The following is a 10714-nucleotide window of genomic DNA, read 5'->3' as shown; positions in this document are numbered from 1 at the left end:
GCACGCCTCAAGCACCTTGCGATCTTTCCTCGAAAGGTGGACTTCTCTTGCTTCGGGTATCATCCCGACCTTGAATCACGACTCACGTTCCAAGAAAAGTGGGTACTAGCTTCCCGCGGAGACTGCCCCGGATGATGCGAGAGCATCATCCGGGCTTTGTTGGCCGTCGATATAGGGGACGGAAAAAGGAATCCATGGCGCACGTCGAGATCGAGAACGTCAGCAAGGCATATGGGCCCTACAAGATCATCGAGGGGCTTAATCTGAGTGTGGCCGACGAGGAGTTTGTCGTACTTGTCGGACCGTCCGGCTGCGGCAAGACCACGACGTTGCGCATGATAGCGGGACTGGAGACGGTCACCAGCGGAACCATTCGTATCGGTAATCGCGATGTGACGCAGCTGCGCCCGGGCTTGCGTAATTGCGCGATGGTGTTCCAGAACTATGCGCTCTATCCGCATATGACTGTTGGTGAGAATATCGGCTACGGCATGAAGGCGCGGGGCGAGTCGCGCGCCAATATCGCGAAAGCCGTCGAGGACGTGGCGCGGGTTCTCGACCTCGAGCAATACGTGGACCGTCGGCCCAAGCAGCTCTCCGGTGGGCAGCGTCAGCGCGTGGCGATCGGCCGTGCCATCGTGCGCAGCCCGGACGTGTTTCTGTTCGACGAGCCATTGTCAAACCTCGACGCCAAACTCCGCATCGAGATGCGGACCGAGATCAAGGCATTGCATCGCCGTCTCGCCAAGACGATCGTTTATGTCACACACGATCAGGTCGAAGCCATGACCATGGCCGATCGGGTCGTGGTGATGAATCGCGGCCGCATCGAGCAGGCGGCTGATCCGATCACGATCTATGAGAAACCAAGCAATCTCTTCGTCGCGGGCTTCATGGGGGCGCCCAGCATGAATTTCATCCACGGGGAGATTGCCGCTCGCGACGGTGCACTGATCTTCACCGAACCCTCGGGTACGGCGTTGAGATTGCCGAAATCCCGAGAGGCGGCCTATGCAGGGAGCATCGGCAAGCCGGTTGTGCTCGGCGTGCGGCCCGACCACGTGCTGCGGCAAGATGCGCCATCGGGCTCCTCCGTCCGCATGATGGTGAAAGACGTGGAGCCGCTCGGGCCGCATACTCTCGTGATTGGAACCGTGGGCGCATTTCCATTCACGGCGCAGATGCAAGTTGGTGTTTCTGCGGCGCCGGATTGCCCAATAGATGTCGCCATCGATCTGGAGCGAACGCACCTTTTCGACAAGGTTTCCGGGAAGTCCGTTTCATAGTCGGCGGTCCTCCGGCGGTGCGGGTAATCCCAAATCTTTACTTCCAGCGTGCGCATGCCTCATCGCGGTCACTTGCGCTGCGGCGAGCTCGCAGGTGATGCGGGCGACGTTGCACCCTTCTTCGCAAACTTTGCTCGTCCGGTATTGGTGTCGAGCAGAGTCTGCGAAAGGAGATTAAGCGATCTCAGATGGTTGCATGCCAATATTCATTACCTCGCGGGTAATGGAAGGGCTGATATCCGCATGCTATGTTTTCGAGCATGAACGCACACGCATCCACGGCACAGGCCGAACGCAGCCAGCCCGTCCATATCGGCGACCATTTGCGCGAATGGCGGCAACGCCGCCGCATGAGCCAGCTCGATCTGGCGGGCGAGGCCGAGATTTCCGCGCGGCATTTGAGCTTCGTCGAGACCGGCCGCGCTGCGCCCTCGCGCGACATGGTGCTCAGGCTCGCCGAACGTCTCGAGGTGCCCTTGCGCGAACGCAACGTGCTGTTGGTCGCGGCCGGCTATGCGCCGGCGTTTCCGCAGCGCCCGCTGGAGGATCCCGCCTTGAAATCAGCTCGGCAGGCGATCGACCTCGTTCTCAGGGCGCATGAGCCCAATCCGGCGCTGGCCTATGACCGGCACTGGAATCTGGTGTCGGCCAACCGCATGCTGGCGCCGCTACTCGAAGGCATTCCGCAGCGCCTGCTCGGCCAGCCCTTCAATGTGCTGCGGCTCGCGTTTCACCCTGAAGCGCTGGCGCCGCGCACGGTCAATCTCGCGGAATGGTGCGGGCACCTGCTGGAGCGGCTGCACCGGCAATGCGAGGCAACGGCCGATCCAGAGCTGATCAAGCTCTATAACGACCTCAAGAGCTATCCCATCCCGGCGCGCTCGGGGCCGCTGTCGAGCGACAATGTCGCGATTCCCTTCAAGCTGCGCCATGGCGGGGAGATACTAAGTTTCTTCTCCACCACCATGGTGTTCGGTACACCTGTCGACATCACGCTGTCGGAGCTGGCGCTGGAGACGTTCTTCCCGGCGGACGAGCGCACCGCCGAGCGGCTCAAGCAGATGGCAGCAGCTATGACCTAGCGCCCTTGCCTCTGGGCGGGTTCGGCTTATCTTCGGCTTATCTTGGGTCAAACCCGCATCGCCCGAAGGAGGCGCTATGAGCACGTTGAAACCGCTCCAGATCGATGTCGTCTCCGACGTGGTGTGCCCCTGGTGCTACATCGGCAAGCACCGGATCGAGAGCGCGCTGGCGCTCGTTCCCGACGTTCCCGTCAAACTCAATTTCCGTCCCTTTTTCCTCAATCCCTGGGTGCCGCGTGAGGGCATCAGCCGCGAGGACTATCTCACCACCAAGTTCGGCTCGGTCGAGGCCTATAAGGGCATTGCCGGCCGCGTGGTCGCGGCTGCAAGCGAGGAGGGCCTCGTCTACAAGCCCGAGCTGGTCGCGCGCCAGCCGAACACCACCGACTGTCACCGCCTGATCCTCTGGGCCGAGGCGATCGGCAAGGCGCCCGAGATGAAGCAGCGGCTGATGGAGCTGTATTTCCGCGACGGCGGCGACCTCACTGACGTGAACGTGCTGGTGCAGGCGGCCGCCGATGTCGGCCTCGATGCCGACGACGTGCGCAAGCGCCTCGCCACCGACGAGGACGTCGCGCGCGTGTCGGCCGATGCGCAGGAGGCCGCCGAGAAGGGTATCTCCGGCGTGCCGACCTACGTATTCGCGCAGAAATACGCCGTCTCCGGCGCGCAGGATCCGAACCTGCTCGCCCGCGCCATTCGCGACGTCTCTGCGGAGATCAACGCGCAGGCGGCGGAGTAGCTTTCGCTTATTTGCGGAGCAGACGCGCCAGGCGTCGCGCGCCGTCGTGCGCGACGTTGAGGCCAACCAGCGCCGCGTGAATGAGCGCGACGACCAGATCGTGACGCCGTAGCGGAATCAGCACGTCGCCGATGGCGAAGCGTCCGCGCCAGATCGGGTTGATCATGGGGTGGTCGGCGCTCGCCGTGGAGTCCGCGCTGGCGATAGCAGGATCGGCGCAGAGATGGCGGGTAAGGTCGAGCGTGAGCTGCACGCCCGGCGAATATCTTGCAAAGCGTTCGTCGATACCGAGCTTGAAGAAGAAGGCGCGGTCCTGGTGGCGTAGCACGATGCCGGCTGCCACCGGCGTCGTGCCGGCGCGCAGCGTGATGACCTCGCACTGCGCGGTCTCTGCCAGCGCGGGAACCGCGCGGCGAATGAAAGTCGCATCGCCCGCATGCTGGATCAGCGCGGTGCCGCGCTTGCCTTTCCAGCCACTGGCCTCGAGTTGCAGGAATGTTTCGAGTGCCGGCCCGATCTCGTCGGGCTTGCGCGCGACCTCGAAGGCGACGGGCCCGTGCTCTTCGAGGCGATGGCGCTGGCGACGCAGCTCCTTGAGCTTCTTGGCGCCGAGCGCGCCATGCAACAGCGTTTCACCATCCTGCGTCGCGTCGAGGCTGGCGCGGATGTAGGAGGAGAGGATACGCGGCTTCAGGCCGTCGCGATTGAGAACCTCCTTGAGAGAACTCATCGCCGCGCCGTCGAGTGCAACGTCGTTGAGCACGAGCGCATGTGCTCCGGCCTCGCGCGCCTGCTGCAACAGGCGCGTGGCCACTTCGATCGGCGCGTCGCGGTCGATCAGCGGGCTGCACAGGGTGCCATAGGGATGCGCGCTCACCAGCGCGGGCAGGGGGATCTTCCAGGCGCGCCAGAGCGAGACCACCGGCATCAACCCGATCAGCCGCGCCGACGAGCCGTCGAAGGCGGGCAGCGCCTGGGCGTCGGTGCGGCCGCGTGCGGCCTCGCTCACGGCGAGCTCCCAGCCCGGCAGGTAATAGCCGTTCGGCTCGATCACGCGCTGAGCGAGCGCGCGCCATTGGCCGGGATCGATGGACGTGAGGGGGACGAGCGCGCGCGTCGCCGCGGCAGCCCTTGCCGATGCCGGATTGATCGCTGCCTGATGCGCGATATCGACCACGTCCCGTCGTTCCCCGTTCAGAAGGTCATGCTTAGCGCAAAGATTGGAAAATTCCGTTGGGGCGCCGCTTCAATTCGAATGGTAATATTAACGTCTCATTGAGCATTCGGGCGGCAGGCCGCGGCGTGCCATGATCGAGCTCTCGACCTGGAGGATCACAATGATCGCCACACCTTTCACGCCGATAGCGTCGCTCCTTGGTGGCGCGTTGATCGGACTGTCCGCCGTGCTCCTGATGTGGGCGACGGGGCGGATCGCCGGTGTCAGCGGCATCGCGGCCCGGCTGTTTCCGCCTTACGAGGACCGCGAGTTCGCCGGCCGGCTCGCTTTCGTCGCCGGCCTCGTCGTCGCGCCCATCCTGGTGCGCGTTGTCAGCGGAAGCCTGCCGGTGCAAACGATCGCAGCGGCAACGCCGGTGCTGATCGTCGCCGGATTGCTCACGGGCTTCGGTGCGGTCTGGGGCAGCGGCTGCACGTCCGGCCATGGCGTCTGTGGCCTGTCGCGGCTGTCGCTGCGGTCGCTGGTCGCGACCATCTCCTTCATGTCGGCGGGCATCGCCACTGTCTTCGTGATGCGGCACTGGGGCTGACGACGATGGCAATCCTCATCCAATTCGCGATCGGCCTCCTCTTCGGCATCGGGCTCATCGTCTCCGGCATGTCGAATCCGGCAAAGGTGCTGAACTTTTTGGACGTCGCCGGCATTCCCGCCGGAACTTGGGATGCGAGCCTCGCCTTCGTGATGGCGGGTGCAGTCGCGGTAACCTTCATCGGCTTCAGCCGTGTCTTGAAACTCGCGCGACCGTTTTTCGCGGACCGCTTTTACCTTCCGACGCGAAAGGACATCGATCCGAGAATTATCGCTGGTCCCGCCATCTTCGGCATCGGATGGGGGCTCGCAGGCTTTTGTCCCGGCCCTGCGCTCACCGCGCTCGGATTCGGCTCCGCGTCCGCTTTCATCTTCGTCGCCGCGATGTTTGCCGGCATGGTGCTCGCCCGCTTCATCGCGCAGCTCCCGTCGTCAACGCGCTTCGTCGCGCCGGCCGATCCGCTCGAAACCTGACATGGACAGGACCGGGCGAGTGGATCTCGTCCGGTCCTGCCCTGTGACAGCTTCAGTGACTACCAGCGGTCCCCGCCGACACCGACGCCCACGCTGACGCCGGGCGCTCGAATGCCGACGCCACCGCGCGGACCATCGTCCCAGTCGCGATAGGTGCGGCGCTCGTAATAGCGATCGCGCGGCATGGCGTTGTAGGAGTCGCGCACGATCACGCGCGAGCCACCACGGGTGCGATAGCAATTGCCGGCGTCATCGCAGACAAGCCGGACTTCCTGAACGAGCTCAGGGTTGGCGTATTCGCTGGTCGTGTAGATGTCCGCGGCTTTCGCGCCGCTCGCCGCAGCGAGGGCGCCGACGCCAGCCAGTAGTGCGATCGTGAATGTCCTCATCGTGTCCTCCTCCGAAACTGCCCTCGGGGGTAACAAGAAGGGGAGGCGGTGATCGTTCCGGGTCGAATTACAGGTTTTTCCCGGAACCGGAGCGCGTGTCGGCGTGATTGTTCCTAGATCGGCTCGTAGGTTTCCGTCCCGCAGATGTCGTCGGCTTCCGCGCGGCGGCGATCGATCACTTTTCCGCCTGAGATCGTCACGATGTAAATCTGGGTGCCGAGCATGGAGCCGGTGGCAGAGGTGAGCTGCGCGCGGACGCAGGCGGTCCAGCCCGGTCCCCGCACCTCCCGATGGGGCGGGGCGACGTGCACCTCGCGCGGATAGGACGTGTTGAGGAAGACCACGTTGATCTGCTCGCGGACCACGCGCTTGACGTCAGGGGGCGCTTCGGGTGGCGGCTGCTCGGCTTCCTTCAGGCGCATGAACTCGGGCACCGGCGCGCGGCTGTCGGCGAAGCCGCAAGAACCGAGTGCGAGGGCGCTGGCCAGCAGCGCCGCATGAGCAACAATCCGTAACATCCGTGAAGGTCCCCTGCGGGCCAACAGATAGGCAGGAATGCGATCCGGCAAAGTCCCGGCCGATCAAGATTTGCTGAAATCCCGGACGCCCCGGCATTTGCTATTACGGGATTGCAGGCTAATTTGTGCCCCAGACGAGGGGGATTGCATCAATGCGGATTTTGGTCATCGCGGCCGCCGTGCTCGCGCTAACGGCTGCGTCGGCGCAGGCGCAGGGCCGCAGCAGAGGCCAGCCGAACGAAGCGAAGTCGGACAACAAGCCCAAGGTCGACGAAAAGGCCTACAAGGCCGCGCTCGAGCGCATTCCGGAGCCCAAGGAGAAGTACGACCCGTGGAGCGGAGCCCGTCCGGCTGAACCTGCCAAGAAGCCCAAATAAATGAGGGGGGCGTTGGCGACCCGTCTGTGTCAGTCGGCCGCCGTCATCGTGCTCCTCTTGTTTTCGTCGTGGCCAGGCATCGCCTGGGAGAGCTGGGGTGGCGATCCCGGCGGCTCACGCTTCTCGCCTTTGCAGGAGGTCACGCCCGACAACGTCGGCAATCTGGTTCGGGCCTTCGAATTCCATACCGGCGATCTCGCGGCGCGGCCGCCCGAGGTGATGCGGCGAACCAAATTCCAGGCGACGCCATTGTTCGTCGAGGACAGCCTGATCTTCTGCTCGCCCTTCAACGAGGTGATCGCGCTCGATCCCGGCACGGGCGCGCAGAAATGGCGCTTCGATCCGAAGATCGCGACCAATCAGCGGCCCGCCAACCGCTATGTCTGCCGCGGCGTGACCCATTGGATCGACGATGAGGCGCCCGCGAATGCCGCCTGCCGATCGCGCATCTTCATGGGCACGAACGATGTCCGCCTGATCGCGCTCGATGCAAAGACCGGCATTCCCTGCGCCGGTTTCGGCACTGGCGGTGAGGTCAGGCCCGATATCGGCATGAAGCTGGACTGGCCTGGCGAATTCCAGATCACCTCGCCACCGGCGGTCGGCCGCGGTGTCGTCGTGATCGGCTCCGCGATCGGCGACAACCGCCGCGTCGACGCGCCGAGCGGCGTGGTGCGCGCGTTCGATGCGCGCAGCGGCCAGCCGCGCTGGACCTTCGAACCGCTCAAGCGCGACGGCGTCGAAGCCGGTCACGCCAATGTCTGGGCGCCGATGTCGGTCGACGCGGCCCGCGGGCTGGTCTTCCTGCCGACGTCCTCGCCGTCGCCGGACTTTTGGGGCGGCAAGCGGCCGGGCAATAACGAGCACGCCAATTCGGTGGTCGCGCTGCGCATCGAGACCGGCGAGCTCGTGTGGGCATTCCAGACCGTGCATCACGATGTCTGGGATTACGATCTGGCGTCGCAGCCGACGCTCACGCGTATCGAGACCGGAGACGGCCAGCGCGATGTCGTGATTCAGCCGACCAAGCAGGGATTGGTCTTCGTGCTCGACCGCGATACCGGCAAGCCGGTGTGGCCGGTGGAAGAGCGCGTGGTGCCGCAAGGCGGCGCGGAAGGTGAACGACTGTCGCCGACGCAGCCATTCCCGACGCATGTGCCGCCGCTGACATCGCAAAAAATCTCGACTGAGGATGCGCTCTCGCTCCTCCCTGGCCTGGGTCGCTCTGCTTGCGAAAGGCAGTTCGCGGAGGCACGTAACGAGGGGGTGTTCACCCCGCCCTCGACGCAAGGCACGGCGGAGTTTCCCTTCACCGGCGGCGGCGTCAACTGGGGTAGCGCAGCCTTCGACCCTGTCAACCAGATCCTCTACGCCAACACCGGCCGCGCCGTTCATCTCATCAAGCTGATCCCGCGTGCGGAGGCGGCTGGATTCGATCCGCCTCCCGGTCATGATTTCGGCCAGCAGAAGGGCGCGCCGTTCGCGATGTCGCGTGCGGTGGTGACGTCGCCGCTCGGGCTGCTTTGCAACAGGCCGCCTTGGGGCGAGATGGTCGCGGTCGATCTGAAAGCCGGCAAGATCCTCTGGCGTTCGACGGTCGGCACCACGGAAGACCTTGCGCCGCTCGGCGTGCCGCTGCCGTGGGGCGCGCCGCTCGTCAACGGGCTCGCGGTCACCGCAGGTGGTCTCGTCTTCACCGGCGCGATGGATGCCTATCTGCGCGCCTTCGATGCGCGAAGCGGCCGGGAGTTGTGGCAAGGCCGGCTGCCGGTGCCCGGCGTCGCCAACCCCATGACCTATCTCTGGAAGGGCGAGCAGTATGTCGCGATCAGCGCCGGCGGCCACTCCGAGGTCGGCACCTCGATCGGCGACAGCGTCGTTGCGTTTCGCCTGGCGCGGCCGGGTGAAGGGCCGTCGCTGTGGTCGCGCACCATCGATCGTCCGGGCGGACGATTTTGGGTGTCGTCGTCAGCAATTGCGCTCGCGATCATCGTGCTGATCATCGCGTGCCTGCGCTGGCGTCGTCGACGTCGTATAAAGCAAGCATGATGCTGCGTTGTGTATGCGATGCGAACGGTTGTTCACATCGCGCGCGCTATCGTACGAAAGCGAGGCCGATGCGCCTGTCATTTCGCCACACGGTGCGGCAATTCCGTACGAAATTGTCGCGCGCGATCGAGAGCGTGAATGATTGTGGCAACATGACGGGGGAATCGAGCTCGATCGCCGCGCCGCCTTCCGACATGTTTCGCACCGTGCACGCGATGCCGCTGCTTTCAAAAGTGATCGTTCCACCCTTGAAAATACGGTAACGCTGCGCTGCACGTTTCTCGATCATCGGCATTAATCCATAACGATGATTGTGAAGTAGTGCATAGAAATTACGTTGAAATAAACTCAATACTGGCGCTACTTGCACAGCGCTTCAGACTTCGTTTACGACGTTGGAGCGGTGAGTCACTTCCCGCCGACTTTCCTCACAAGCCCTTCCTTTGTGGCGTTACGCGCCGATGGAGAATATTGATGAAGACCACGCTTTCGCTTCTGTTCGCCGCAGCGCTCTCGCTGTCATCGATGCCCGCCCACGCCGTCAAGTGGGACCTCTCGACCATGACCTGCAAGCAGTTCCTCGAGAGCGGCGAAGACAACATCGCGGTCGTGCTGACCTGGATGGACGGCTGGTACAAGGGCGACGAGGACAACGCGATCATCGACACCGAGGTGTTCATCGAGAACGCCAAGAAGTTCGGTGCCTATTGCGGAAAGAATCCGACCGTCAGCGTCGTCACCGCGGCTGACGAAATTCTCGGCAAGTAATTCCTGAAGCTGACCGAAGCGCGGACACAATCGCGCTTCAGTCCCTTGCTTCGATGCGAATTTGATTGGAGAGCCGCTGAGCGCCTTGCATGCTCACCGCGGCTCTCTTCTTTTTGCGGCTCTCTTCTTTTGGATGATGCTCAGCCCGGCAGCATCGCGAACGCGCTCGACACCATCGCCACCTGTTTGTTGTCGGTGGCCGAGAGCAGCGTGACGCGGCCAAAACTCATGGTGCGTCCGAGCCGCACCACGCGCGCGTCGGCGAGCACATCCGAGGAGGAGACTGCGCGCATGAAATGCGTGGTCTGGTCGACCGTCGTCATCGGACGATAGCCGCGATTGGCGGCGAGGTTCGCGATCACCATCGCGGTATCGGCGAGCGCCATCAGCGCCTGGCCGCACACCACGCCGCCGTTGCGGCACAGCCGCTCCGAGAATGGCATGCGCAGGAGCGCACCCGGCTGCCAGTCCGCCACGTCCGGCGGCGGCAGGTGCTCGATGCGCTCGACGGCGAGGTTGAGATCCTGGACCCAGGGCGCAAAGACCTCGCCGAGTATGCGTCTGGCGTCAGCGATGCCGAACTCGGCTTCTGGCTGCGATGGCATTGCTGTCGGTCCCCCTGTGTTGCCGGATGTTTCGGCCATTCTGCGCGCATCGGCGCGGCAAAGTCACCCGGTCTTCCTTCGGCTCTGTCGGCTTGAAAATGCCTGACTTGGCCCGATATGATACCGGGCTTGGGAACGGGTGGGCGAAGTTGCGTCGGTGTGTCCTCGTGTTTGGGTTGATAGCGCCAGGTCTCGCGCTGGACGGGTGCACCAGATGCGGTGCGATTTGGGACGACTGGCTGAACGCGCCGAAATCGTGCAGATCGGACCGGCTCTAGCGCGCCATTCGGCCTGAGCGGGCCGTTGACAAAGACGACAAGGCGCGGTTGACCCGCCCTTCATGGATGATCAAGGAGTCAATGATGAAGCTTTTCCGTATGGCGGCGGTGCTGCTGGCCGTGCTGGCGGGACCGGCCTACGCGCAAATGCCCAATCTCAATTTGCTGCAGGAAGGTCCGGGCAAGACCCCCGAGGAAAAGGCCGCGGAAGCTGAGCGTGACAAGGCCTACAAGGAAACGCTGAAGAAGATTCCGGACTCCAAGGCGTCCAACGATCCCTGGGGCGGCATGCGTTCCGATCCGCCGAAGCAGGCGACTGCGCCGAAGGCATCGGCCGCAACCAGCGCGCCTAAGAAGAAGTCCGGCACGACCGCCAATTGA

The 10714-nt window shown here is 63.9% G+C and carries 14 protein-coding genes; 9 read left to right on the top strand and 5 right to left on the bottom strand.

Annotated elements, in window-relative coordinates:
• Positions 1-194: 194 nt before the first annotated feature.
• The 3 genes from ugpC to QJT78_RS07550 all read left to right on the top strand — a co-directional run bounded on the left by ugpC (position 195) and on the right by QJT78_RS07550 (position 3110).
• Positions 195-1286, top strand: a complete 1092-nt coding sequence (gene ugpC, locus QJT78_RS07560; protein ID WP_028152670.1) for a sn-glycerol-3-phosphate ABC transporter ATP-binding protein UgpC — start codon at positions 195-197, stop codon at positions 1284-1286.
• A gap of 260 nt (positions 1287-1546) precedes the next feature.
• On the top strand, positions 1547-2368 hold the full coding sequence (locus QJT78_RS07555; RefSeq protein WP_028152669.1) for a helix-turn-helix transcriptional regulator: 822 nt from the start codon (positions 1547-1549) through the stop codon (positions 2366-2368).
• Between the two features lie 76 nt (positions 2369-2444).
• Positions 2445-3110 (top strand): DsbA family oxidoreductase, encoded by a 666-nt coding sequence (locus QJT78_RS07550; RefSeq protein ID WP_028152668.1) that lies wholly within the window; start codon positions 2445-2447, stop codon positions 3108-3110.
• 7 nt (positions 3111-3117) lie between these two features.
• Here the strand turns inward: QJT78_RS07550 and QJT78_RS07545 are convergent, their stop codons facing one another.
• Positions 3118-4287 (bottom strand): GNAT family N-acetyltransferase, encoded by a 1170-nt coding sequence (locus QJT78_RS07545; protein ID WP_028152667.1) that lies wholly within the window; start codon positions 4285-4287, stop codon positions 3118-3120.
• Between the two features lie 160 nt (positions 4288-4447).
• Here QJT78_RS07545 and QJT78_RS07540 point away from each other — a divergent pair, with 160 nt between their 5' ends.
• The gene (locus tag QJT78_RS07540) at positions 4448-4876 is read left to right on the top strand and encodes a YeeE/YedE family protein (protein WP_028152666.1); all 429 of its coding nucleotides are present in this window, start codon (positions 4448-4450) and stop codon (positions 4874-4876) included.
• Between the two features lie 5 nt (positions 4877-4881).
• Positions 4882-5349, top strand: coding sequence for a DUF6691 family protein (locus QJT78_RS07535; protein ID WP_028152665.1), 468 nt, complete (start codon positions 4882-4884; stop codon positions 5347-5349).
• Positions 5350-5408: 59 nt separating this feature from the next.
• Here QJT78_RS07535 and QJT78_RS07530 read toward each other — a convergent pair whose 3' ends face one another.
• Together QJT78_RS07530 and QJT78_RS07525 are read right to left on the bottom strand one after the other, a co-directional pair.
• Positions 5409-5738 carry a hypothetical protein gene (locus QJT78_RS07530; RefSeq protein ID WP_028152664.1) on the bottom strand — a complete coding sequence of 110 codons (330 nt, stop codon included), beginning with the start codon at positions 5736-5738 and terminating at the stop codon, positions 5409-5411.
• Positions 5739-5851: 113 nt separating this feature from the next.
• Complete coding sequence (locus tag QJT78_RS07525) at positions 5852-6256, bottom strand: hypothetical protein (protein WP_028152663.1); 405 nt, start codon at positions 6254-6256, stop codon at positions 5852-5854.
• Positions 6257-6408: 152 nt separating this feature from the next.
• On the opposite strand from QJT78_RS07525, the gene QJT78_RS07520 reads away from it, so the two are divergent.
• Together QJT78_RS07520 and QJT78_RS07515 are read left to right on the top strand one after the other, a co-directional pair.
• Positions 6409-6633: a hypothetical protein gene (locus QJT78_RS07520; protein WP_028152662.1), complete on the top strand. Its 225-nt coding sequence runs from the start codon at positions 6409-6411 to the stop codon at positions 6631-6633.
• Positions 6634-8682, top strand: coding sequence for a pyrroloquinoline quinone-dependent dehydrogenase (locus QJT78_RS07515; protein ID WP_028152661.1), 2049 nt, complete (start codon positions 6634-6636; stop codon positions 8680-8682).
• A 46-nt stretch (positions 8683-8728) separates the two neighbouring features.
• Here the strand turns inward: QJT78_RS07515 and QJT78_RS07510 are convergent, their stop codons facing one another.
• Entirely contained in the window at positions 8729-8977 is a 249-nt protein-coding gene (locus tag QJT78_RS07510) for a PilZ domain-containing protein (RefSeq protein WP_245289298.1), read from the bottom strand.
• 179 nt (positions 8978-9156) lie between these two features.
• Between QJT78_RS07510 and QJT78_RS07505 the strand changes: the two genes are divergently transcribed.
• Entirely contained in the window at positions 9157-9450 is a 294-nt protein-coding gene (locus QJT78_RS07505) for an HdeA family protein (protein WP_014494092.1), read from the top strand.
• Between the two features lie 140 nt (positions 9451-9590).
• Here QJT78_RS07505 and QJT78_RS07500 read toward each other — a convergent pair whose 3' ends face one another.
• On the bottom strand, positions 9591-10055 hold the full coding sequence (locus QJT78_RS07500) for a PaaI family thioesterase (protein ID WP_028152659.1): 465 nt from the start codon (positions 10053-10055) through the stop codon (positions 9591-9593).
• A 362-nt stretch (positions 10056-10417) separates the two neighbouring features.
• On the opposite strand from QJT78_RS07500, the gene QJT78_RS07495 reads away from it, so the two are divergent.
• The gene (locus QJT78_RS07495; protein ID WP_028152658.1) at positions 10418-10714 is read left to right on the top strand and encodes a hypothetical protein; all 297 of its coding nucleotides are present in this window, start codon (positions 10418-10420) and stop codon (positions 10712-10714) included.

The sequence above is a fragment of the Bradyrhizobium sp. Mp27 genome, assembly GCF_029953005.1.
GTDB lineage: Bacteria > Pseudomonadota > Alphaproteobacteria > Rhizobiales > Xanthobacteraceae > Bradyrhizobium > Bradyrhizobium barranii.
The sequence above is the reverse complement of the archived record's forward strand: the minus strand, read 5'-3'. Positions and strand labels throughout refer to the sequence as shown.

Bases quoted from the DNA above. Each gene is read 5' to 3' on its own strand.
- ugpC (WP_028152670.1), top strand. From the start codon at position 195: ATGGCGCACGTCGAGATCGAGAACGTCAGCAAGGCATATGGGCCCTAC.
- QJT78_RS07555 (WP_028152669.1), top strand. From the start codon at position 1,547: ATGAACGCACACGCATCCACGGCACAGGCCGAACGCAGCCAGCCCGTC.
- QJT78_RS07550 (WP_028152668.1), top strand. From the start codon at position 2,445: ATGAGCACGTTGAAACCGCTCCAGATCGATGTCGTCTCCGACGTGGTG.
- QJT78_RS07540 (WP_028152666.1), top strand. From the start codon at position 4,448: ATGATCGCCACACCTTTCACGCCGATAGCGTCGCTCCTTGGTGGCGCG.
- QJT78_RS07535 (WP_028152665.1), top strand. From the start codon at position 4,882: ATGGCAATCCTCATCCAATTCGCGATCGGCCTCCTCTTCGGCATCGGG.
- QJT78_RS07530 (WP_028152664.1), bottom strand. From the start codon at position 5,738: ATGAGGACATTCACGATCGCACTACTGGCTGGCGTCGGCGCCCTCGCT.
- QJT78_RS07525 (WP_028152663.1), bottom strand. From the start codon at position 6,256: ATGTTACGGATTGTTGCTCATGCGGCGCTGCTGGCCAGCGCCCTCGCA.
- QJT78_RS07520 (WP_028152662.1), top strand. From the start codon at position 6,409: ATGCGGATTTTGGTCATCGCGGCCGCCGTGCTCGCGCTAACGGCTGCG.
- QJT78_RS07515 (WP_028152661.1), top strand. From the start codon at position 6,634: ATGAGGGGGGCGTTGGCGACCCGTCTGTGTCAGTCGGCCGCCGTCATC.
- QJT78_RS07510 (WP_245289298.1), bottom strand. From the start codon at position 8,977: ATGCCGATGATCGAGAAACGTGCAGCGCAGCGTTACCGTATTTTCAAG.
- QJT78_RS07505 (WP_014494092.1), top strand. From the start codon at position 9,157: ATGAAGACCACGCTTTCGCTTCTGTTCGCCGCAGCGCTCTCGCTGTCA.
- QJT78_RS07500 (WP_028152659.1), bottom strand. From the start codon at position 10,055: ATGCCATCGCAGCCAGAAGCCGAGTTCGGCATCGCTGACGCCAGACGC.
- QJT78_RS07495 (WP_028152658.1), top strand. From the start codon at position 10,418: ATGAAGCTTTTCCGTATGGCGGCGGTGCTGCTGGCCGTGCTGGCGGGA.